Origin of the sequence: Rahnella sp. PAMC25617 (assembly GCF_050606005.1) — a bacterium.
In the GTDB taxonomy this organism is placed as follows: domain Bacteria; phylum Pseudomonadota; class Gammaproteobacteria; order Enterobacterales; family Enterobacteriaceae; genus Rahnella; species Rahnella variigena.
On record NZ_JBOCUM010000009.1, the window covers coordinates 235273 to 257886 of the forward strand.

18 protein-coding genes are annotated in these 22614 nt (G+C 54.4%); 13 read left to right on the forward strand and 5 right to left on the reverse strand.

Features of this window, described 5'->3' with window-relative positions; genetic code table 11:
* Positions 1-76 precede the first annotated feature (76 nt).
* Positions 77-2095, forward strand: coding sequence for a cyclic di-GMP phosphodiesterase (pdeR, locus tag ACM615_RS13640; RefSeq protein WP_113877143.1), 2019 nt, complete (start codon positions 77-79; stop codon positions 2093-2095).
* 29 nt (positions 2096-2124) lie between these two features.
* Here the strand turns inward: pdeR and ACM615_RS13645 are convergent, their stop codons facing one another.
* Positions 2125-2991 carry a crotonase/enoyl-CoA hydratase family protein gene (locus ACM615_RS13645; RefSeq protein ID WP_113877142.1) on the reverse strand — a complete coding sequence of 289 codons (867 nt, stop codon included), beginning with the start codon at positions 2989-2991 and terminating at the stop codon, positions 2125-2127.
* Positions 2992-3388: 397 nt separating this feature from the next.
* On the opposite strand from ACM615_RS13645, the gene ACM615_RS13650 reads away from it, so the two are divergent.
* Positions 3389-5425 (forward strand): FAD-dependent oxidoreductase, encoded by a 2037-nt coding sequence (locus ACM615_RS13650; protein WP_431012039.1) that lies wholly within the window; start codon positions 3389-3391, stop codon positions 5423-5425.
* 72 nt (positions 5426-5497) lie between these two features.
* On the opposite strand, the gene rlmG is transcribed toward ACM615_RS13650, so the two are convergent.
* The gene (rlmG, locus tag ACM615_RS13655; RefSeq protein ID WP_431012040.1) at positions 5498-6649 is read right to left on the reverse strand and encodes a 23S rRNA (guanine(1835)-N(2))-methyltransferase RlmG; all 1152 of its coding nucleotides are present in this window, start codon (positions 6647-6649) and stop codon (positions 5498-5500) included.
* Between the two features lie 172 nt (positions 6650-6821).
* On the opposite strand from rlmG, the gene ACM615_RS13660 reads away from it, so the two are divergent.
* The 4 genes from ACM615_RS13660 (at position 6822) to ACM615_RS13675 (ending at position 10392) form a co-directional block, all read left to right on the forward strand.
* Complete coding sequence (locus ACM615_RS13660; protein WP_112286754.1) at positions 6822-7328, forward strand: M48 metallopeptidase family protein; 507 nt, start codon at positions 6822-6824, stop codon at positions 7326-7328.
* Positions 7329-7359: 31 nt separating this feature from the next.
* Positions 7360-8346: a Gfo/Idh/MocA family protein gene (locus tag ACM615_RS13665; protein WP_112286755.1), complete on the forward strand. Its 987-nt coding sequence runs from the start codon at positions 7360-7362 to the stop codon at positions 8344-8346.
* 26 nt (positions 8347-8372) lie between these two features.
* Positions 8373-9119, forward strand: a complete 747-nt coding sequence (locus ACM615_RS13670; protein ID WP_112286756.1) for a glutamine amidotransferase — start codon at positions 8373-8375, stop codon at positions 9117-9119.
* Between the two features lie 301 nt (positions 9120-9420).
* Positions 9421-10392 (forward strand): TerC family protein, encoded by a 972-nt coding sequence (locus ACM615_RS13675; protein ID WP_431012074.1) that lies wholly within the window; start codon positions 9421-9423, stop codon positions 10390-10392.
* A 77-nt stretch (positions 10393-10469) separates the two neighbouring features.
* On the opposite strand, the gene mgtA is transcribed toward ACM615_RS13675, so the two are convergent.
* Positions 10470-13172: a magnesium-translocating P-type ATPase gene (gene mgtA, locus ACM615_RS13680; protein WP_431012041.1), complete on the reverse strand. Its 2703-nt coding sequence runs from the start codon at positions 13170-13172 to the stop codon at positions 10470-10472.
* Positions 13173-13523: 351 nt separating this feature from the next.
* On the opposite strand from mgtA, the gene treR reads away from it, so the two are divergent.
* From treR to nrdG, 5 genes are all read left to right on the forward strand, one after another.
* Positions 13524-14474 carry a trehalose operon repressor TreR gene (gene treR, locus ACM615_RS13685; RefSeq protein ID WP_431012042.1) on the forward strand — a complete coding sequence of 317 codons (951 nt, stop codon included), beginning with the start codon at positions 13524-13526 and terminating at the stop codon, positions 14472-14474.
* 152 nt (positions 14475-14626) lie between these two features.
* Positions 14627-16045: a PTS trehalose transporter subunit IIBC gene (gene treB / locus ACM615_RS13690; protein ID WP_112286761.1), complete on the forward strand. Its 1419-nt coding sequence runs from the start codon at positions 14627-14629 to the stop codon at positions 16043-16045.
* Between the two features lie 22 nt (positions 16046-16067).
* Positions 16068-17711 (forward strand): alpha,alpha-phosphotrehalase, encoded by a 1644-nt coding sequence (gene treC / locus ACM615_RS13695; RefSeq protein WP_431012043.1) that lies wholly within the window; start codon positions 16068-16070, stop codon positions 17709-17711.
* Positions 17712-18054: 343 nt separating this feature from the next.
* Positions 18055-20193, forward strand: coding sequence for an anaerobic ribonucleoside-triphosphate reductase (gene nrdD, locus ACM615_RS13700; protein ID WP_113877136.1), 2139 nt, complete (start codon positions 18055-18057; stop codon positions 20191-20193).
* A gap of 4 nt (positions 20194-20197) precedes the next feature.
* The gene (gene nrdG, locus ACM615_RS13705; protein ID WP_431012044.1) at positions 20198-20662 is read left to right on the forward strand and encodes an anaerobic ribonucleoside-triphosphate reductase-activating protein; all 465 of its coding nucleotides are present in this window, start codon (positions 20198-20200) and stop codon (positions 20660-20662) included.
* 37 nt (positions 20663-20699) lie between these two features.
* On the opposite strand, the gene ACM615_RS13710 is transcribed toward nrdG, so the two are convergent.
* Both ACM615_RS13710 and ACM615_RS13715 read right to left on the reverse strand, forming a co-directional pair.
* Positions 20700-21014, reverse strand: a complete 315-nt coding sequence (locus tag ACM615_RS13710) for a CcdB family protein (protein ID WP_112286766.1) — start codon at positions 21012-21014, stop codon at positions 20700-20702.
* Positions 21014-21175: a type II toxin-antitoxin system CcdA family antitoxin gene (locus tag ACM615_RS13715; protein WP_129639315.1), complete on the reverse strand. Its 162-nt coding sequence runs from the start codon at positions 21173-21175 to the stop codon at positions 21014-21016. The genes ACM615_RS13710 and ACM615_RS13715 overlap by 1 nt, the downstream gene beginning before the upstream one ends.
* A gap of 267 nt (positions 21176-21442) precedes the next feature.
* Between ACM615_RS13715 and phnF the strand changes: the two genes are divergently transcribed.
* Positions 21443-22168, forward strand: coding sequence for a phosphonate metabolism transcriptional regulator PhnF (gene phnF, locus ACM615_RS13720; protein WP_120162382.1), 726 nt, complete (start codon positions 21443-21445; stop codon positions 22166-22168).
* Entirely contained in the window at positions 22169-22612 is a 444-nt protein-coding gene (gene phnG, locus ACM615_RS13725) for a phosphonate C-P lyase system protein PhnG (RefSeq protein ID WP_120162383.1), read from the forward strand. It abuts the gene before it with no gap.
* Positions 22613-22614 lie beyond the last annotated feature (2 nt).

Consider the following 22614-nt stretch of genomic DNA (forward strand, 5'->3'; position numbering starts at 1 on the left):
AGTAAACTCCGTCTGTGCTGACTATCGCCATGTCGCCACACTGGCGGCGTATAGCGTTCTTTTCGGAGAAACATTCATGGTCGATTCTCAAGATGCGTCCATCCTGTACCTGCATTTTGGTACGCCCCGCCCATACTGGCGAGTGGGTTCTGACAGCAATGCACTGGAGCTGTCCGCAGAGAAAGGCGTTGTTAATGTTGCTATCTCCCTGACCCAATGGCAGGCGGGAAAAATCAGGCAACTGACCGGGATCACCTCAAGTTTCACGCTGGACATCACCCTGTTCGGTTCCCCTGTACGCCTTTATCTTGTCGGCCGGAAAATTGACAGCAAAGCCTGGGCTGGCACGGCATCAGCGTATCAGGACACTGAATCCGTCGCGCACGATCTTGAAGTCGGTCTGACTTTTGCTGAACAGGTGGTTTCCGAAGCCAACTCCGTGATTGTGATCATCGATCAGGAAGGCAAAATCCATCGTTTTAACCGGCTGAGCGAAGAATATACCGGCCTGCGCGAAGAAGATGTCATTGGCCGCAGCGCCTACGATTTATTCATGTCGATGGAAGAAGGTCTGGCGTCGCGCCAGAACATCAACGGTTTTTTTCAGCATCAGCAATCCTACGAAGTCGAACGCTGGATCAATACGGTTAAAGGTCAGCGGCTGTTTCTGTTTCGCAATAAATTCGTCCACAGCGGCAGCGGTAAACAGCAAAAATACCTGATCTGCTCGGGTTCTGACATTACGGACGAGCGCAAAGCGCAGGAGCGTCTGCGCGTGCTGGCCAACACCGATCTGGTCACCGGTTTCGCCAACCGCAACGCGTTACAGGAATCTCTGGCCAGAGCCCTTCTCGAGCGCGGCGAAAACAAAGTCGGGCTGATTTATCTGGATCTGGATAACTTCAAAAAGGTGAACGACGCCTACGGTCATATGTTTGGCGATCACCTGTTGCGGGCGGTATCCGACGCTATTCAGGATTGTCTTTCGCCTAACGATAAGCTCGCGCGCCTCGGCGGCGATGAATTCATCATCCTCAGTATCCATGCAGAACTGAGCGCACTGGAGGCACTGAGCCAGCGCGTGTTGCGCCGCCTGAGCCTGCCATTTCGTATCGGTCTCATTGAAGTCTATACCGGCTGTTCCGGCGGCATTGCTATCTGTCCGGAACACGGCACTGACGGCGATACGCTGCTGCAAAACGCCGATACCGCCATGTATGTGGCGAAGGAAAAAGGCAAAAATGCGCACTGCGTTTTCTCGCCGGGCATGAATGAAAAAGCCTCAGAATACATGTGGCTGGATACGCATTTACGCAAAGCGCTGGCGGAAAAAGACCAGCTGGTTTTGCACTATCAGCCGAAAGTGTCACTTTATGGCACCGTGCAAAGTGTCGAAGCGCTGCTGCGCTGGAATTCGCCGGAACGCGGTCTTATCCAGCCGCAAAGTTTTATCCCTTATGCCGAAGAATCTGGCCTGATTACACCCATCGGCAAATGGGTGATCGAAACCGCCACCCGTCAGGCGACTGAATGGCAAAAAAAGGGGCTGAATCTGCGCGTGGCCGTGAATCTTTCCGGACGCCAGCTGAATAATGGCTCGTTTATCACGACGCTGTCTGATGCCATGAAAAAAGCCGGCATGAAAGGGTGTCTGCTCGATTTTGAACTGACCGAAAGCTGTCTGGTGGAAGACGAAGGCGCAGCTGTCGCCATGATTAACCAGCTGCATAAACTCGGCGCGCAGGTGCATCTGGATGATTTCGGTACCGGTTATTCTTCCCTGTCCCAGCTGGCACGCATTCCGCTCGACTGCATTAAGCTCGACCAGAGTTTTGTCCGTGGGATCAATGACAATCCGGTTTCCCAGGCGCTGGTGCGGGCGATTGTGGCGGTGGCGAAAACCCTGCAACTGACCGTGGTGGCGGAAGGGGTGGAAACGGCTGAAGAAGAGAAGTTAATTGACGAGATTGGTGTGGACAGCAAACAGGGCTTTCTTTACGCCAGGCCAATGCCCGCAACGGAACTCGAGCACTGGCTTGAAGAAAAAATGATTGCTTCACCCAATATTTTTAAACCTAAAGCAAAACAGAAATAGCGCCAGTAACGGGCCCTTTCTGCCCGCTGCTAGCCGGTTTTACGCAGTGATGCCGTATGCCGGTTTTGCAGCATGACCAGACGCTCCATATAACTCAGGTCTTTCTCCTCCAGCGTAAACGCGGCATCCACCCAATCCTCCGTAATATCCATCAGCTCGGAACGTGAAAGTTGCAGTACGCGCTGGCGTGCGCGGATCATGGCGCGGATCCCGTTAAGTTTTGGCCGCAGCACATCCATAAACGTACGCGTGGCGTTGAACGCCTCACCCGGCTGGAATAACACATCCACCAGCCCGCGGCTTTCAAACCATTCCGCCGTATGAGACTCACCGGTGGAAATCAGTTCCTCCGCCAGCTTCATGCCCGCTTTACGCGAGACCAGCGAATAACCGCCCATTCCCGGAAAGAGGTTAAAGGCGATTTCCGGAAACCCCATCCGGGCCGTGTTTTGCGCCAGCACATAATGGTGCGCCAGCGCCGCTTCGAATCCGCCGCCGAGCGCCGTACCTTCAATCATCGACAAGCTGATCGCGCCCACATCAAACCCGCGCGCTGCAGCATGAACACAGTCCACACAGGCTCTGGCGTAGGCGCGCAAAGCCTCGCGCTTGTTATTGACGATAGAGTCGACAAAGAAACTCAGGTCACCTCCCACATTGTACATATTGGGCACCAAAGAACCGGTGACCCAAAAATCAAAACGCAGCCCCGACGCCTTTGCTGCATAGGTGAGCGTCATGATGTCCTCAATAAGCTCCTGATTAAAACAGGGACGTGGATAAGACCTGAGCATCATCCACATGACATTACGGCCTTCTTCATAATAGGCTGCAATCTGGGACAAATGCCCGGCTTCGGTAAACGGGCGGCAGGCTGTATGGTCAATAAGATTCATAGTATATATCCAGGTTAGAAATGAATTTTTTAGGGTGAAGCAGCTCCAGCCTAGTCCAGCTCTAACCTGAACTGAATCGATTCGAGATTGTTTTATAAAAATAATCCTAAGCGCATAAACGTAATAAAAAAATGTTTAAAATAAACAACCTGCAACCAATCAATATTGTGTAAAAACAAAGAAATAATGTTTTTATCCGCGACTTCAGACGACCAGACTTCCGCAAAAATAATCCGCCATAATTAATGTTTGGCGATTAATAATATGCGTAATAGTTAATTAACTCTCAGGGATTTCCCCAAAGTGACGCATATCACAGTCATTGCACGCTGACTTTCCAATTGCTCTGCCACCCGCTAAATTGAATTCATCTCCTCCGACCACTTAAGAGAATTCCATGACTGAACGCGCTTCGCTGTTTTATCCGCATCTGCTGGCGCCGCTGGATTTAGGTTTTACACAACTGAAAAATCGCGTGCTGATGGGTTCTATGCACACCGGACTGGAAGAACTGGAGGACGGGCCTGAACGTCTGGCGGCCTTTTATGCCGAACGCGCCGCCGCAGGTGTCGGGCTGATTGTCACAGGCGGCATTTCCCCCAACGCGCAGGGCGTGGTGTATCAGGGTGGTTCAATCCTCGCAGAACAGGAGCACATCACGCATCACCGCGTGGTGACCGATGCCGTTCATGCCGCCGGAGGAAAAATTGCGCTGCAAATTCTTCATGCAGGGCGTTACAGTTATCAGCCCCACCCCGTCGCGCCTTCAGCACTTCAGGCGCCGATCAACCGCTTTACACCTCACGCTCTGAGCGAAGAAGAAATCGAATCAACGCTGGCGGATTTTGCCCGCTGTGCGCAACTCGCCAAGGCGTCCGGCTATGACGGTGTGGAAATCATGGGCTCCGAAGGTTATCTGATAAACCAGTTCCTCACCGCGCGCACCAATCAGCGCACGGACAGCTGGGGCGGTTCCGCCGATAACCGTATGCGGTTTGCGACAGAAGCCGTGCGCCGCGTGCGCGAAACCTGTGGCAGGGAGTTCATCATTATTTATCGCTTATCCATGCTGGATCTGGTTGAGGAAGGCTCGGACTGGCAGGAAGTCGAGACTCTGGCGCAACGCATCGAGCAGGCCGGCGCGAGCATTATTAACACCGGCATCGGCTGGCACGAAGCGCGCATTCCGACCATCGCCACTATGGTTCCCCGCGCGGCGTTCAGCTGGGTGACGCAAAAACTGATGGGCAAAGTCGGTATTCCGCTGATCACCACCAACCGCATTAACGATCCCGACGTGGCGGAGAAAATTCTCGCCGAAGGTTGCGCGGATATGGTGTCGATGGCGCGCCCGTTCCTCGCCGATCCGGCGTTTGTCGAAAAAGCCGCACAAGGGCGTGCTGATGAAATCAATACCTGCATCGGCTGTAATCAGGCCTGTCTGGATCAGATATTCGCCGGAGAAGTCACGTCCTGCCTGGTGAATCCCCGCGCCTGCCGTGAAACGCAGTTACCCATAACCCGTGCGGAAATCACCAAACGCCTGGCCGTGGTCGGCTCCGGGCCAGCCGGACTGGCATTTGCCACCACCGCCGCCAGCCGCGGACATCACGTCACCTTATTTGATGCACACAATGAAATCGGCGGGCAGTTTAATGTCGCCAAACAGATCCCCGGCAAAGAAGAGTTTTATCAGACGCTGCGCTATTACTCGCGTCAGCTGACATTACTGGGCGTCACGCTGCGTCTGGGTGAAACCGTCACCGCCAGCCAGTTAACGGGTTATGACGAAGTGATCCTCGCCTGCGGTATTTCACCACGCCTGCCGGATATTACTGGCATTGATCACCCGAGCGTACTGACGTATCTCGACGTGCTGCGAGATAAAAAACCGGTCGGTCAGCGCGTCGCCATTATTGGCGCGGGCGGTATCGGTTTTGATACCGCCGAATATCTGGTGCATAAAGGCGTGTCATCAAGCCTGAGTACTCAGGCCTTCAGTCACGAATGGGGGATCGACCAGAGCCTGAGGCATCGCGGCGGTCTGGCACCGCAGGGACCGCAGCCCGAACCGGCGGCGCGGGAGATCGTTCTGCTGCAACGCAAAACCACCAAAGTCGGCGCAGGACTGGGGAAAACCACCGGCTGGATCCACCGCGCCAGCCTGCTGCACCGTGGCGTGAAGATGCAAAGCGGCGTCAGCTACGAACGCATCGACGACGCGGGTTTGCATCTGATCATGAACGGCGAGCCGCTGTGTCTGGAAGTGGATAACGTAATTATCTGCGCCGGACAGGAACCGCAGCGCGCCCTGTATCAGCCGTTGCAGGATGCCGGAAAAACCGTACATCTGATCGGCGGTGCAGACGTCGCCGTCGAACTTGATGCCCGTCGGGCTATCGATCAGGGCACGCGGCTGGCGCTGAAGATATAAACATTGGATTAGAAAACTGCAGACGAAAAAAAAGCCGCGATAAGCGGCTTTTTCATGTCAGCAATTCAGTGATCAGTGATGCGACGCCGTTTTCACCGCACGCAGGATCACAAACTTCTGATTGGTAGCGATCGTCGTGCAGTTGCCGAACAGGCGGCGCAGTTTCTGGTAGTAATCCAGATGGCGGTTGCCGACGATGCGCAGTTCGCCGCCGGTTTGCAGGCAACGTTTGGCGTCGCAGAACATGCGCCACGCGGTGTCATCACTGACCACGGTGCCCTGGTGGAACGGCGGGTTACACAACACGGCGTGCAGGGTTTCGCGCTCGACACCAGCCAGCATATTGTTCACTTCGAAATGACAGCGGCTGACATCTTGCGGCAAATTGTTTTCGACATTAATGCGGCTCGATTCTACCGCCATATAAGATTCATCGACGAACAGCATTTCTGCATCCGGATTCAGCGCCAGCGCGGTCATGCCGATCACGCCGTTACCGCAACCCAGATCCGCCATGCGCCCTTCGATACCTTCCGGCAGATGCTGCATGAAGAAGCGTGCGCCGATATCCAGACCGCCGCGAGAGAACACGTTCGCATGGTTGGAAATACGGAATTCGCTGTCATCCAGCGCCCATTCGGAAATCACCGGCTCAGCGGTTTGCGCTGGCAGAGTCGCTTCACAATGGATCAGACGGGCTTTTTTCCATGCCAGGCTGGTTTTGGTTGGCCCGAGGATTTTCTCGAACAACTGCAACGTAGAGGTGTGGATATCACGGGCTTTCGCGCCGGCGATAATCTGCGTGTCCGGGGTCACCACTTCACGCAGCGCCAGCAGTTGTTGTTCCAGCAGCGCCAGCGTTTTTGGCACTTTGATGATGACCAGACCCGGATTGATCGGCAACGGCACCAGGCTGCTTTGCGCCGCCACGCTGTCTTCGTCAAATCCGTTAAGACGCAGGTTATGGCGCATCGCCAGCTGACTCATGAAAGAGTCATTGATGCTGGTCGGGTTGTGCGGCTGCAAGGCGCAGGCCAGCGTGCCAAAAGCATCGTTGAAAATCAGCAGCGGACGGCCGTTGAGCGCGTCGGTGTTCAGGTTTTGCAGCAGATAATCATCAGCCGCTTCCCATGCCTGCAACTGCGTTGCCGCTTCTTCCAGCGGATAACGTTCCAGACGCAGTTGCAATAACTGACCACCTGTTTCGGTTTCGAATTGGCTCATTGGCCCTCCTCTATATTCAATTTGCGCTGTTTATCCCTTAATTTGGTCTATCAGTAAAACGTTTTTTCAGTTAAAAAGGGGTTTATCTGCCGGACTGGCGCGATCGTGACGAAAACACCGCTTACCGGTATGGCATCTTTTCCCCGTCAATAAAGAGATAAAGCAAACAGTTATGCCTGAATTGACCTATCTGCAAGGCTATCCCGAGAATCTTCAGGCTCAGGTTCGCCAGTTAATCGAACAGGAACGTTTAGGTAAAGTGTTGCTGACGCGATACCCCGAGCCGCACGAGCTGACCACTGACAAATCGCTCTATCAGTATACGCTGGACCTGAAAAACCAGTTTTTGCGCAGTTCATCGCCGTTAAGCAAAGTCGCTTATGACAATAAAATCCACGTGATGAAGCACGCGCTGGGGCTGCATACCGCCATATCGCGCATTCAGGGCGGCAAGCTGAAAGCCAAAGCGGAAATCCGCGTCGCAACGGTATTTAAAAGCGCGCCGGAAGCGTTTCTGAAAATGATTGTGGTACACGAACTCGCGCACCTGAAAGAAAAAGAACACAACAAAGCCTTCTACAGCCTGTGCTGTCATATGACGCCCGACTATCATCAGTTAGAATTCGACACGCGCATGTACCTGACGCATCTGGAAATATTCGGCAAGTTATACCAATAATTCATTGTCCACTTATCTATAGGGAACACATATGATTCGCTTTGCAGTCGTCGGCACCAACTGGATCACCCAGCGTTTTATTGATGCCGCACACGAGAGCGGTAAGATGAAGTTAACCGCGATTTACTCCCGCACGCTGGAAGGCGCTAAAAAGCTCGGTGAGGATTATCCGGTTGAACATTATTTTGATTCCCTTGAAGCAATGGCCGCGTCTGATCTGATTGATGCCGTCTATATTGCCAGCCCGAATTCATTACACGCCCCACAATCGCTGTTGTTCCTCAGCCATAAAAAGCACGTGATTTGCGAGAAACCGCTGGCGTCTAATCTGCAAGAAGCCGAAAGCCTGATTGCCTGCGCGAAAGAGAACAACGTGGTGCTGTTCGAAGCGTTTAAAACCGCCTATCTGCCGAATTTCCTGCATATGAAAGGCGCGCTGAACCGCATTGGTAAACTGCGTAAAGCCATTCTGAATTACTGCCAGTATTCATCACGTTATCCGCGCTATCTGGCGGGTGAAAACCCGAATACCTTTAACCCGGCGTTTTCCAACGGCTCAATCATGGATATTGGCTATTACTGTCTGGCCAGCGCCATTTCGCTGTTTGGTGAACCGGAATCAGTAACAGCCACGGCGACATTACTGGACAGCGGCGTCGACGGTCAGGGCACGGTGATTTTGTCTTATGCGGATAACTTCGAAGTGGTGATCAACCATTCCAAAATCAGCGACTCCCTGCTGCCAAGCGAAATTCAGGGCGAAGACGGCACCCTGCAGATGGAAAAACTGTCTGAATGCCAGACGCTCAGCCTGACGCCACGCGGCAGCCAGAAACTGGATCTGACACAACCGCAGCACATCAACACCATGCTGTATGAAGCAGAAACTTTTGCGATTCTGGTCGACAGCCAGTTTGTCGCGCACCCGGGGCTGGAAGTCTCGCGCATCACCGCCAAAGTGCTGACGGAAATCCGTCGTCAGACCGGCGTGGTGTTTCCGGCCGATAATCAGCCTTAATGTTCCGTAAGTATCGGGAGTAACAGATGATTGCACCCAGTCAGAAACCGCTGTTGATTTTACAGACCGGTCACGCGCCGGAGCCTATCCGCCGCGCACACGATAACTTCCCGCAGATGTTTATCCGCCAGGGGGATATCGACCCGCAGCAGGTCGTGATTGTCGATTTGCAGGCGGGTGAACGCCCGCTGCCGCCGGAAAACTATTGCGGGGCGATCATTACCGGGTCGCGCAGCATGGTGACAGAACATCTGGCGTGGAGTGAAGACGCGGCGGACTGGGTACGTCTGGGCATGTTGCAGGAGTTACCGATGTTCGGCGCCTGCTACGGTCATCAGCTGATGGCGTATGCGCTGGGCGGCGAGGTAGATTATCACCCGCAAGGGATTGAAGTGGGCACCCATGAAGTCACGCTGACGCCTGCCGGGCATCTTGACCCGCTGGTATCTCAGCTTCCGGCGCAGTTCGCGGCGAATCTGATCCATCTGCAAACCGTTATCACGCCGCCCGCGACGGCGACGGTGCTGGCGAAAACGCTGCACGACCCGCATCAGATCCTGCGTTATGGCCCCAATGCTGTCAGCACCCAGTTCCATCCGGAATTCAGTCTGGCGGTGATGAAAACGTATCTGTCATGGCTGGGATCCCTGGCCGAAGACGATTCGGTGGACTTTACTCATCAGGCTCAGCAACTTAGCGAAACACCGCTCAGTCAGGGGCTGCTGCTGGCCTTTGTCGGCGCACTCGGTAAACGTCAGGCACTGGCGGGTTAATGCTCTATAATGTTTCTGAATGTTTGACACCGGACACATTTTGCATTAATTTGCGAACTGCAAAGGGGAGTAACTTCTTCGCCGGATAATCGTCATTACGGTGTCTGGACCCGCGCTCACGCAGCGCCGTCTCAGCCACCCGGTTACCGGGGCAAAGATAAGCATTCACAAGATGAATAGTTATCTTTGTAAGTGAGACCTTGCCGGATGGCGAGGTTTGCTCACAGCTCAAAAAATGAGCGGCTAACGTCTTCCGACGCTGGCCGTTTTTTTTTGATTTTTTTCCGAGGATACCGCAATGATGAACTCCGTAGGCAACCCGATTTTATGGGGCTCTTTTGCCGTGGTAGTGATAATTATGCTCGCGTTCGACCTGCTGTTGCAGGGTCGCAAAGGCGCGCAAACCATGAGTATGAAAAGTGCCGCGATGTGGTCGCTGGTGTGGATTGGCCTGTCGCTGCTGTTCAACTTCGGCTTCTGGTGGTATCTCAACGGCGAGTTTGGACGTGAAGTCGCCGACGCCAAAGCCACCATGTTCCTGACCGGCTATCTGCTGGAAAAAGCGCTGGCGGTCGATAACGTTTTCGTCTGGCTGATTCTGTTCAGCTACTTCTCCATTCCGGCTAACCTGCAACGCCGCGTGCTGGTCTACGGCGTGCTTGGCGCCATCGTTCTGCGTACCGGTATGATTTTCGCGGGTAGCTGGCTGGTGGGGCAATTCAGCTGGATCTTGTACGTGTTCGGCGCGTTCCTGCTGTTCACCGGTATCAAGATGGCACTGGCGAAAGATGACGACGGAGAAGTGGGCGAGAAACCGATGATCCGCTGGCTGCGCAGTAAAATGCGTATGACCGACGATTTACAGGGCGAGAAATTCTTCGTACGCCGCAACGGTATTCTGTTCGCCACGCCGCTGTTGCTGGTGCTGATTATGGTCGAGCTGAGCGACGTGATTTTCGCGGTCGACAGTATCCCGGCTATCTTTGCGGTGACCACCGACCCGTTCATCGTGCTGACGTCTAACCTGTTTGCGATCCTCGGCCTGCGTGCGATGTACTTCCTGCTGGCGGGTGTGGCAGAGCGTTTCTCGATGCTGAAATACGGTCTGGCGGTGATCCTGATTTTCATCGGTATCAAAATGCTGCTGCTCGACGTGTTCCACATTCCGGTGGGAATATCGCTGGGCGTGATCGCGTCGATTCTCATCATCACCCTGCTGATTAACACCTGGGTGAATCGTCGTAACGATCGCAAGAACAACGCACAGTCGTAAAATTTCAAACTGATTAATGCAAAGCGCGGCCGCTTCACCGGTCGCGCTTTTTAGCATTCAGGATAGAATTTTAAAGATTACTGCCAGCCGTAACGGCGCACGAACCAGCCTTTCACGCACTGCGTCAGCACCATGTAGCCCGCCAGAATCGCGATCAGCCACGGGAAATAGCTCAGCGGCAGCGCCTGCAATTGCAGGAATCCGGCAACGGGCGAGTAGATCAACGCGATACCGGTGACTACCACCATCAGCGTCATGATGCACAGCGGCCAGGAGGCGCGGCTCTGAATAAACGGCACTTTGCGGGTGCGGATCATATGCACAATCAGCGTCTGCGACAGCAGCCCTTCAATGAACCAGCCGGACTGGAACAGCGTCTGCGCCTCCACCGTATTGGCCTGGAACACCCACCACATCAGGCTGAAGGTCAGAATGTCGAACACGGAACTGATTGGCCCGAAGAACACCATAAAACGGCCAATGTCACCCGCATTCCAGCGCTGCGGTTTTGCCAGTTGCTCCTCATCAACGTTATCAAACGGGATCGCTACCTGTGACACATCGTAGATAAGATTCTGGATCAGCAGATGCAGCGGCAACATCGGCAGGAACGGCAGGAAGGCGCTGGCCACCAGCACGCTGAACACGTTACCGAAGTTAGAACTGGCGGTCATCTTGATGTATTTCAGCATGTTGGCGAAGGTTCTGCGCCCTTCTGTCACGCCCTGCTCCAGCACCATCAGGCTTTTTTCAAGCAGAATGATATCAGCAGCTTCTTTGGCAATATCCACCGCCGAATCCACGGAAATACCAATGTCGGCCGCGCGCAGCGCCGGTGCATCGTTAATGCCGTCGCCCATAAAGCCGACCACATGCCCTTCACCGCGCAGCACGCGCACAATGCGTTCTTTGTGCATCGGCGTCAGTTTGGCAAACACCGTGGTTTCGCGGGCGACGTTCAGCAGTTGCACATCGTCAAGTGCATCGATATCGCTGCCGATCAGTACCGTTTCTGCATGTAATCCGACATCTTTGCAGACCTTACGCGCCACCAGCGGGTTATCGCCGGTGAGAATTTTCACGGTGACGCCTTTGCGCTGCAACGCTTCCAGCGCCGGTGCGGTGCTTTCTTTTGGCGGATCGAGGAACGCGATATACCCGGCCAGGATCAGGCTGGATTCATCGGTCACGCCGTACCCCTGCGTGCGTGATGGCATCACTTTATGTGCCACCGCCACCACGCGCAGCCCCTGCTGATTCAGGTCATCAGTAATGCGGCGGATGCGCCCGAGCAACACATCGGTCAGCGGCACAATCTCACCGTTGAGCTGCACCAGCGTACAAATCGACAGCATTTCTTCCAGCGCGCCTTTGCAAATCAGGCGGTGATTCTGATCGTTTTCGGCGACCACCACGGACATGCGGCGGCGGTCGAAATCAAAGGGAATCTCATCGACTTTCAGCGAGTTATGCACCGGACCGGCATCGCCCGCTTCCAGCACCGCGACGTCAAGCAGGTTTTTCAGGCCGGTCTGGTAATGGCTGTTCAGCCACGCCAGATGCAGCACGTCGTCGCTGGTCACACCGAGGACGTCAGTGTGGCGCTCAAGGACAATTTTATCCTGCGTCAGTGTGCCGGTTTTATCGGTGCAGAGGATGTCCATCGCGCCAAAGTTCTGGATAGCGTCCAGACGTTTGACGATCACTTTCTGGCGGGAGAGTTTCACCGCGCCTTTCGCCAGCGTCGAGGTGACAATCATCGGCAGCATTTCAGGCGTCAGCCCGACCGCCACGGAGAGCGCAAACAGCGCCGCTTCCCACCAGTCGCCTTTGGTGTAGCCGTTGATCACCAGCACCACCGGCGTCATCACCATCATAAAGCGGATCAGCAGCCAGCTGACTTTGCTGATACCGGCCTGGAACGCATTCGGCTGGGTATCTTCCTGCACCACGCGTTCGGCCAGCTGACCGAACCAGGTTTTGCCGCCGGTGGCGATCACCATCGCAATCGCCGTACCACTGACCACGTTGGTGCCCATAAAGCACAGCGTGTTCAGTTCGAGCGGATCCGCCGCAACCGGTTTTTTCTCGCAGGCATGTTTTTCCACCGGCAGCGATTCACCGGTCAGCGCCGCCTGGCTGATAAACAAGTCTTTGGCGGAGAGAATACGTAAATCTGCCGGGATCATATCCCCCGCAGAAAGCTTGATCAGGTCACCCGGCACCAGCTGGCTGATGGGGATTTCCACCGTTTCGCTGCGCCCGGTTTGCGTGTCACTGCGCAGCACCGTGGCGGTGTTGCTGACCATGGCTTTTAGCGCATCGGCAGCTTTGTTGGAGCGCGCTTCCTGAATGAAATGCATAAAGGTGGAAATAAACACCATCGCGCCAATCACCAGCGCCGCCGTTAAATCATCGGTGGCGTAAGACACCAGCCCAAGCACAGTCAGCAGCAGGTTGAACGGATTGCGGTAGCAGTGCCACAGGTGGAGCCACCACGGTGCAGGCTGCTGATCGCCGGTCAGATTGAGGCCGGAAACTTCACGGATAGCGTCGGCTTCCTGCGCGGTCAGCCCTTCCGGATGGCTGGCAAATTGCAGGTAAAGCTGGTCTTCGGTGGCGCGGGCACAGGCCTGACAATGTGCGGCCATCGCCGCAGGAACTGCCTGCGCAGTGCGGCCTGGCACGTTTTCGAGCATCGGATCGCGACGGACTAAACGGCGCGGTAAGTTGCGGCTGAGCGCGCTGAGCAGCCGGGAGGTGAAATCTTTGAACATCATTCGCACCTTATTGCGCCCACGGGAAAATGACCGCAGACGGGCAAAAGGGTTATAACAAAACAGGGGCGAACGAACAGACGTGCACCACCGCTTACCTGATAACGTTTAATGTCACGGTAAGCAGCAGCAAAGCGGGTGCTTACCGGATCACAACGGACCTACAGAATTGGGGTCGGGTTCCATGGGTTTTCACCTCCGGTAAGGAACGGTCTGGAAATTCATACGCATCGGGTATAAAAATCCGTTAGGGTAGAGCTGTTAACTACGCCTCAGGCGTATTTTCCGCGGATTATAAACCTGTTTACTGCAACCGAACTTAAACCTGATCTAACTTAACCATACAAAATAACTATGCAAAATCGCCTGACCATAAATGACATTGCGCGCCTGAGCGGCGTCGGTAAATCCACGGTTTCCCGCGTTCTGAATAACGAAGGCAATGTCAGCCCGCAAACCCGCGAACGCGTATTACAGGTGATTGAGCAGGAACATTTCAGCCCGTCGAAATCAGCGCGGGCAATGCGCGGGTTCAGCGATAAAATCGTGGCGATCATTGTTTCCCGCCTCGACTCTCCGTCAGAAAATCAGGCCGTCCGCGCCATGCTGCCACTGTTTTATCAGCAAGGTTACGATCCGATTGTGCTGGAAAGTCAGTTCAGCGCCGAACGTGTTAAAGAGCATTTGCAGGTGCTGAAACAGCGCAATATCGACGGCGTGGTGTTGTTTGGTTTTACCGGTTTATCGGCACAAATGCTGACGCCGTGGCAGGACAAACTGGTGATGCTGGCACGCGATATGCCGGGGCTGTCTTCGGTGTGTTATGACGATGCCGGTGCGGTACAACTGCTGATGAACAAGTTGCTGGCGCAGGATATCCGCCGCATCGGTTTTATCGGCGTTTCGCCACGGGACACCACCACCGGTCAGCGACGCAGTGAAGCTTATCAGGCGTTGTGTCAGGCGCAGGGGCTGACACCGCACATGGCGCTCGGTGAACTCACCTATCAGAGCGGTTTTGACCTGATCCCGCAATTGCTGGAAAACGACATTCAGGCGGTGATTTGTGCCTCCGATACCATCGCTATCGGCGCACAGAAATACCTGCAACAGCAGCAAATCTGCGATATTCAGGTATGCGGTATCGGTAACAACCCGTTGCTGCATTTCCTGTTCCCGGAATCGTATTCCGTAGAACTCGGTTATGGCGCGGGTGGCGAAGCGGCGGCGAAACAACTGCTGGCACAGCTCAGCGGTTCTGCGGCCGTGCAGCAACTGATCATCCCCGGAAAGCTTGCTTTCTGAATCCCCCGATTTTCTGACCTTAGCCTTTCCCAAAAGCAGAAACTTTGTGATCGTTCCGGCAAAACCGGGAACGTTCCCGGACAAGTTCCCATCACCTTCGCTATGCTTGAACCGTACCCTACACACTTACGCAAAATCACAGGTCATTCCCTATGAGCAAAGTTAAGCAACAGGATGTTGATCAGCTGATCGCCCTCGTTGGCGGCAGCGACAATATCGCGATGGTGACTCACTGCATTACGCGTCTTCGTTTTGTCCTCAATGACCCATCTAAAGCCGACCCGAAAGGTCTCGAAGCCCTGCCGATGGTCAAAGGCTGCTTTACCAATGCCGGTCAGTTCCAGGTCGTTATCGGGCCGGAAGTGGATGATTACTATAAAGTCCTGATCGCCAGCACCGGTAAAAGTGCAGCCGGAAAAGAACAGGCAAAAGTCGCCGCCCGCCAGAATATGAGCTGGTTTGAGCGCAGCATTTCTCACTTCGCGGAAATTTTCTTCCCGCTGTTACCGGCACTGATCAGCGGCGGTTTGATTCTCGGTTTCCGTAACGTTATCGGTGAAATCCCGATGAGCGACGGTCAGACGCTGGCGCAGATGCACCCGCTGTGGCAGTCAATTTACGATTTCCTGTGGCTGCTCGGCGAAGCCGTGTTTATGTTCCTGCCGGTGGCGGTCTGCTGGTCAACGGTCAGAAAAATGGGCGGTACCGAAATCCTCGGTATCGTGCTCGGTATCACGCTGGTGTCGCCGCAGTTAATGAACTCCTACAACCTCGGGCAGCAAATCCCTGAAGTGTGGAATTTCGGCTGGTTCACCATCGAAAAAGTGGGTTATCAGGCGCAGGTCATTCCTTCCGTTCTGGCGGGTATGGCGCTGGCAGTCATCGAAAATGGCCTGAAACGCATTATCCCTAATTATCTTTATCTGGTGATTGTGCCGGTCAGCTCACTGATTATTGCCGTGTTCCTGGCGCACACGCTGATCGGGCCGTTTGGCCGCATGATTGGCGATGGCGTGGCTTTCGCAGTGAAATTCATCATGACCGGCAGCCTCGCGCCAATCGGTGCCGCGTTGTTTGGTTTCCTCTATGCGCCGCTGGTCATTACCGGCGTGCATCAGACCACACTCGCCATCGATATGCAGATGGTGCAAAGCACTGGCGGAACGCCGGTCTGGCCGCTGATCGCCCTCTCAAACATCGCGCAGGCAGCCGCAGTCGTCGGCGTGATTATCGTCAGCCGTAAACACAACGAGCGCGAGATTTCCGTGCCCGCCGCCATCTCAGCCTTCCTCGGCGTAACGGAACCGGCGATGTACGGCATCAACCTGAAATACCGCTTCCCGATGCTGTGCGCGATGATCGGCTCGGCGTTTGCCGGCCTGATTTGCGGCCTGTTCCACGTCACGGCTAACGGCATCGGCGTCGGCGGATTACCGGGCATTCTGTCCATCAAACCGCAGTTCTGGAGCATCTACGCACTGGCCATGCTGGTGGCGATTGTGGTGCCAATTATCCTGACCGTGCTGGTTTATCAGCGCAAAGCCCGCCGTGGCGAACTGGCAGTGGTGTAAGAAATTTAAGAAGGAAAATGGAATGAACAGCGAATTGCCGTGGTGGAAAAACGGCGTGATTTACCAGATTTACCCAAAGAGTTTTCAGGACACTACGGGCAGCGGCACCGGTGATATCAACGGTATCACGCAGCGTCTGGATTACCTGAAAACACTGGGCGTCGATGCCCTGTGGCTGACACCGATGTACCTGTCGCCGCAGATTGATAACGGCTACGACGTGGCGGATTACTGCGAGATTGACCCGGCTTACGGCACGCTGGAAGACTTCGAGCGGCTGACCGCGGAGGCGCATCAGCGCGGGATCCGCATCGTAATGGATATGGTGTTTAACCATACTTCGACGCACCACGAATGGTTCCGCCAGTCGCAGGATCCGGGCAGTCCGTTCCGCCCGTTTTATATCTGGCGTGACAGCGCGACCGAAGGCGGCCCGCCGAATAACTGGCGTTCTAAATTCGGTGGCGGCGCCTGGCAGTGGCATGAAACCAGCGGGCAGTATTATCTGCATCTGTTCGCCACCGAGCAGGCGGATCTCAACTGGGAATACCCGCCGGTGCGCGAGGCGCTGAAAAAAGTCTGCCAGTTCTGGGCGGATAAAGGCGTCGACGGACTGCGTCTGGACGTGATTAATCTGGTATCAAAACAGCAGGATTTTCCCTCTGATGATGCCGGTGATGGCCGCCGTTTTTATACCGATGGCCCGCGTATTCACGAGTTCCTGCAGGAATTCAGCCGCGATGTGTTCAAACCGCTGGGGCTGATGACGGTCGGCGAGATGTCTTCAACGAAGCTTGAGCATTGCCGCCGCTACGCCGCTAACGACGGCAGCGAACTGTCGATGACCTTTAACTTTCATCATCTGAAAGTGGATTATCCGAACGGCGAAAAATGGACGGATGCGCCGCCGGACTTCGTCCAGCTCAAGCAGATTTTCCGCGAATGGCAGCAGGGAATGCACGGGCATGCGTGGAACGCGCTGTTCTGGTGTAACCACGATCAGCCGCGCATTGTGTCGCGCTTTGGTGATGAAGGCACACTGCGCACGACGTCTGCCAAAATGCTGGCGATGGTGCTGCACGGTTTGCAGGGCACGCCGTATATCTATCAGGGCGAAGAAATCGGCATGACCAATCCTGGCTTTAAACATCTCGAACAATATCGCGATGTGGAAAGTCTGAATATGTTTGCCGAACTGAAATCCGACGGGCGCAGCAACGAAGAGCTGTTACGCATTCTGGCGAAGAAATCACGGGATAATTCGCGCACGCCGATGCAATGGAACGCCGGAGAACAGGCCGGATTTACCACCGGCACACCGTGGATTTCCGTCAGCCACAACGCGCAGGACATCAATACCGAACAGGCACTGGCGGATAAAGACTCGGTCTTTTATCTCTATCAGCAACTGATCCGACTGCGAAAAACACTGCCGGTACTGACCGGGGGCGATTATCAGGATTTGCTGCCAGAGCATCCGCAACTCTGGTGCTATACCCGCACGGCAGGCGGCAAAACCCTGCGGGTGATGGCAAACCTGAGCGCACAGGATCAGACCTTCACATTGCCGGAATTCCCCGGCAGCACGCTGCTGAGTAATTACGCATCCCCTGCGGTTTCCGGAATGCTTCGTCCGTACGAATGCCTCTGGCAACTCACCGAATAATCTGAAATTTCTGTTCTGCCGGGTCAGTCACACTCGTGTCTGGCCCGTTTATTTTTTATGCATCTCCTTATAAAACAACACGCAAAATTCAGGCCAGAACTTACAGTTGGTCATCAATTCTTCCGCCAAAAAAATTCTTTGTTTCAGGTCAATAAAAAGAGAATTATCACTCGCGTGAATGCTACATGTAGTGTGTATAGTACACACCCAACCCAATATATAGCGATTTTCCGCAAAAGCCACACAACTGGCCTGTAAGCCTTGTGGGGCGCGGGATCCGCCCAATAGGAGTGTCATTGTGAAGGCAGACAGACTGGAAACCGTACCCGCAAAATCCACAACAATGCAGCCCATCGTGATCAAGCGGGATGGTTGTCAGGTCCCTTTCGATGAAGTTCTGATTAAACAAGCCGTGCAACGCGCGGCGGCTGCTGCCGGTATCGACAGCGTGGATTATTGCGCTCAGGTTGCCCGCGTGGTGGCGGAAAGTCTGCAAGATCAGGCGCGTGTAGATATCCACGATATTCAGGATGCGGTCGAAAATCAGCTGATGGCAGGTCCGCATAAAAAGCTGGCACGCGCATATATCGAATACCGCCATGACCGCGATGTGAAACGTGAAATGCGTGGCCGTCTGAATCAGGAAATCCGCGGTCTGGTTGAACAAAGCAATATGGCGCTGCTCAACGAGAATGCCAACAAAGACAGCAAAGTGATCCCGACCCAGCGTGACCTGCTGGCGGGTATTGTCGCCAAGCATTACGCCAAGCAGCATATTTTACCGCGTGATGTCGTGCTGGCGCATGAGCGTGGCGAAATCCATTATCATGACCTCGATTATTCCCCGTTCTTCCCGATGTTTAACTGCATGCTGATCGACCTTAAAGGCATGTTGAATCACGGTTTCAAAATGGGTAATGCGGAAATTGACACGCCAAAGTCTATTTCCACCGCAACGGCCGTCACCGCGCAGATTATCGCGCAGGTCGCCAGCCATATTTACGGCGGCACGACCATTAACCGCATCGACGAAGTACTGGCGCCGTTCGTCACCGCCAGCTTCAATAAACATCGTCAGACTGCCGAAGAGTGGCAGATTGCAGATGCGGATGGCTTTGCTCACAGCCGTACCGAAAAAGAGTGTTATGACGCCTTCCAGTCGCTGGAATATGAGGTTAATACGCTGCACACCGCCAACGGCCAGACGCCGTTTGTCACCTTCGGTTTTGGCCTCGGCACATCCTGGGAATCGCGCCTGATCCAGCAATCAATTCTGCGTAACCGCATTGCCGGACTGGGCAAAAATCGCAAAACCGCTGTATTCCCGAAACTGGTGTTTGCCATCCGTGACGGCCTGAATCATAAAGCCGGTGACGCCAACTACGACATCAAGCAACTGGCACTGGAATGCGCCAGCAAGCGTATGTACCCGGACATCCTCAATTATGATCAGGTGGTGAAAGTCACAGGTTCGTTCAAAACGCCGATGGGCTGCCGCAGTTTCCTGGGCGTGTATGAAGAAAATGGCGAGATGATCCACGAGGGCCGCAATAATATCGGCGTGATCAGCCTGAATCTGCCGCGTATTGCGCTGGAAGCGAACCGCGACGAAGCGGCGTTCTGGGCACTGCTCGACGAGCGTTTGCTGCTGGCGAAGAAAGCGCTGATGACCCGCATTGCACGTCTGGAAGGCATCAAAGCCCGCGTGGCGCCAATCCTGTACATGGAAGGTGCGTGCGGTGTGCGCCTGAAAGCTGACGACGATATTTCCGGCATCTTCAAAAATGGCCGTGCCTCGATTTCGCTCGGATACATTGGCGTGCATGAAACCATTAACGCGCTGTTCGGCAACCAGACCCACGTGTTCGACGCCGGCCAGTTACGCGAAAAAGCCGAGGCGATTGTGGCTCGTCTGAAAGCGGCAACCGAAAGCTGGAAAGACGAAACGGGCTACGGTTTCAGCCTGTACAGCACGCCGAGCGAAAACCTGTGCGACCGCTTCTGTCGTCTGGATAAAGCCGAATTCGGGCTGGTGGCCGGTGTGACTGATAAAGGTTACTACACCAACAGCTTCCATCTGGACGTCGAGAAGAAGGTAAATCCGTACGAAAAACTCGACTTCGAAGCGCCGTATCCGCCACTCAGCAACGGCGGTTTCATCTGCTATGGCGAATACCCTAACCTGCAACACAATCTGAAAGCGCTGGAAGACGTGTGGGATTACAGTTATACCCGCGTGCCGTATTACGGCACCAACACGCCAATCGATGAATGCTACGACTGCGGCTATACCGGCGAATTCGAATGCACCAGCAAAGGATTTACCTGTCCGAAATGCGGCAATCACGAACCTTCCCGCGTGTCAGTCACCCGCCGCGTGTGTGGTTATCTCGGCAGCCCGGATGCCCGTCCGTTTAACGCCGGTAAGCAGGAAGAAGTGAAGCGCCGGATTAAACATCTGGGTAACGGTCAGCTGGGTTAATACTTTGAACTTCCATCAGTATTACCCGATAGATGTGGTGAACGGGCCGGGAACACGCTGCGTGCTGTTCGTTTCCGGCTGCGTCCACGAATGCCGCGGGTGCTATAACAAAAGCACCTGGCGGCTGGACTCCGGCAAACCTTTTACGCAGGAAGACGAAGACCGCATTATCGCCGATCTGCAAAACACGGTGATCCCGCGTCAGGGTTTAACGCTGTCCGGCGGCGATCCGCTGCATCCGCAAAATCTTTCTGCGGTGCGCCAGCTATTGTTACGCGTGCAGGCGGAGTGTCCGGGCAAAGATGTGTGGTTGTGGACGGGTTATACGCTCGGGGAACTGAGCGCTGAACAGCGGGAAGTCGTGGCGTTAATCAACGTGCTGGTCGACGGGAAATTTGTGCAGGAACTGAAAGACCCTGCACTTATCTGGCGCGGCAGCGGTAATCAGGTGATCCATTATTTGCGTTAATGCTTTTAGAGGGGAAATTATTCCCCTCACATCCGGTTCAAATTCCATTCAGTAAAAAATCAAACGCATTTTTCACTTCATAAATTTCCCCGTCGAGCTGCCTGATCTGATCGCCAATTTCTCGTGACTTAACGCCCCCCAGCATATGCGTCATTGCCACATACTGCTCTTGCTCAATCTTAAGCAAAGGACAAAGTTTTTTTGGCGGAAAGTCTATTAATTCGAGCAGTGGCACCAACGGAATCATTACCGTATTACCGAACCCACTCGCAGCCGAATGATGGATATTCAGCAAAAAAGGATACGCTACCTTTCCGTCTCCTTTGTTTTCATAAACAGCGTATTGCTCCATCAAAATGCACGCTGATAATCAGAAAACGAACCATGTTCTTCGACGTATTTATTTATCGCCTCAATTCCTTTTTGATTTTCACGCCTCCATTTCTGCGCAGGTGTTTCGGGTATTAACGTAACAGGTAAATCATTGAATTCACGATTGCGTGCTTCTGACATACAAAGTCCTTTTGTAATTAATGTTTAAAAATACATCCGACAACCAGAGTGTAATTTGTACTGTTCATCCCGTAAATCCCCCTCTTTCATTCCTGCGGGACGCATTCCAACTCTTCATTTTCCTGCAATCTGACCTTCACCCAATTGTCATTTAGCACGCCCAAGATGATGCCAACGCCACACTGAGGTTTGCATCATGACCCTTTCAGAACGCTTTCAACTTTTCTCTGCCACTGCCCGTTTGTCCCGTGCGAGGTATTCATTGTGATGAACTTATCTAGACATCCGACCAGTCACACCACGGTGTATCAGCAAATCGCTGCCGAACTGGAACAGGAACTGCGTAACGGTTACCGCTGCGGCGATTATCTGCCGCCGGAACAACAGCTTGCCGAACGTTTTCAGGTGAACCGCCATACGCTGCGCCGTGCGGTGGATGAGCTGGTCGATCGCGGCTGGCTGCAACGCCGTCAGGGTATTGGCACGCTGGTGCTGATGCGTCCTTACGATTATCCGCTGCATTCGCAGGCACGTTTCAGTCAGAACCTGCTGGATCAGGGCAGCCATCCGACCAGCGAACGTCTGCTGGCGGTGCTGCGTCCGGCCACCGATCACGTCGCGGCGGCGCTGTCGCGTCAGGAAGGCGACACCGTTATTCATCTGCGTACCCTGCGCCGCGTGAACGGCGTGCCGGTCTGCGTGATTGATCACTATCTGCCCGATCTCGACTGGTGGCCTGCATTGCAAAACTTCCATAACGGCTCGCTGCACGATTTTATCCGCGAAGAGATTAAGCAAAAACTCAGCCGCCGTACCACCCGCATTAATGCCCGCCGCGCGCTGGCAAAAGAGAGCAAATTACTCGAAATCGTCCCGCAGGCACCGCTGCTGTGTGTCCGCACCCTGAACATTTGTGAAGGCAGCGATTCGGTGGCGGAATATTCCGTCAGCCTAACGCGTGCCGACATGATCGAACTGACCATGGAGCACTGAATGGATCACCTGCAAACCCGCCAGCGCTGGATGTCGGTGCTGGCTCACAGCCGTCCCGATGAGCTGCTCGCCCACTGGCAACCGCTGAATTTATCCCCGCAATTTGAACGACTCCGCGCTGCTGAAACCGGTCTGACCCAGCTTCAGGGGCGCATGGGCGGCACAGGCAAACGTTTTGTGATGGGCGATATGACCGTCACCCGCGCCGTCATTCAGTTAGACGGCGGTGTCTACGGCTACAGCTACGTCAGCGGGCGCAATAAGTCCCACGCCGAATTGTGCGCGGTCATTGACGCCTTGCTGCAAATGCAGGGCATGGACGAACTGCTGCACAAACGTGTGATAGCGCCGCTGGCTGCTCTGCAACAGGAACGCCGCCAGCAACGCGCCCGTGAAGTGGCTTCCAGCCGCGTCGATTTCTTTACCCTGGTTCGCGGAGAATAATT

Excerpts from the sequence above, each read along its gene's own strand:
- ACM615_RS13660 (WP_112286754.1), top strand. The coding sequence starts at position 6,822 with ATGCCTGAATTGACCTATCTGCAAGGCTATCCCGAGAATCTTCAGGCT.
- ACM615_RS13710 (WP_112286766.1), bottom strand. The coding sequence starts at position 21,014 with ATGGAGCAATACGCTGTTTATGAAAACAAAGGAGACGGAAAGGTAGCG.
- ACM615_RS13645 (WP_113877142.1), bottom strand. The coding sequence starts at position 2,991 with ATGAATCTTATTGACCATACAGCCTGCCGCCCGTTTACCGAAGCCGGG.
- mgtA (WP_431012041.1), bottom strand. The coding sequence starts at position 13,172 with ATGATGTTCAAAGATTTCACCTCCCGGCTGCTCAGCGCGCTCAGCCGC.
- pdeR (WP_113877143.1), top strand. The coding sequence starts at position 77 with ATGGTCGATTCTCAAGATGCGTCCATCCTGTACCTGCATTTTGGTACG.
- treR (WP_431012042.1), top strand. The coding sequence starts at position 13,524 with ATGCAAAATCGCCTGACCATAAATGACATTGCGCGCCTGAGCGGCGTC.
- ACM615_RS13665 (WP_112286755.1), top strand. The coding sequence starts at position 7,360 with ATGATTCGCTTTGCAGTCGTCGGCACCAACTGGATCACCCAGCGTTTT.
- treC (WP_431012043.1), top strand. The coding sequence starts at position 16,068 with ATGAACAGCGAATTGCCGTGGTGGAAAAACGGCGTGATTTACCAGATT.
- phnF (WP_120162382.1), top strand. The coding sequence starts at position 21,443 with ATGAACTTATCTAGACATCCGACCAGTCACACCACGGTGTATCAGCAA.
- ACM615_RS13675 (WP_431012074.1), top strand. The coding sequence starts at position 9,421 with ATGAACTCCGTAGGCAACCCGATTTTATGGGGCTCTTTTGCCGTGGTA.
- phnG (WP_120162383.1), top strand. The coding sequence starts at position 22,169 with ATGGATCACCTGCAAACCCGCCAGCGCTGGATGTCGGTGCTGGCTCAC.
- nrdD (WP_113877136.1), top strand. The coding sequence starts at position 18,055 with ATGCAGCCCATCGTGATCAAGCGGGATGGTTGTCAGGTCCCTTTCGAT.
- rlmG (WP_431012040.1), bottom strand. The coding sequence starts at position 6,649 with ATGAGCCAATTCGAAACCGAAACAGGTGGTCAGTTATTGCAACTGCGT.
- treB (WP_112286761.1), top strand. The coding sequence starts at position 14,627 with ATGAGCAAAGTTAAGCAACAGGATGTTGATCAGCTGATCGCCCTCGTT.
- ACM615_RS13670 (WP_112286756.1), top strand. The coding sequence starts at position 8,373 with ATGATTGCACCCAGTCAGAAACCGCTGTTGATTTTACAGACCGGTCAC.
- ACM615_RS13715 (WP_129639315.1), bottom strand. The coding sequence starts at position 21,175 with ATGTCAGAAGCACGCAATCGTGAATTCAATGATTTACCTGTTACGTTA.
- ACM615_RS13650 (WP_431012039.1), top strand. The coding sequence starts at position 3,389 with ATGACTGAACGCGCTTCGCTGTTTTATCCGCATCTGCTGGCGCCGCTG.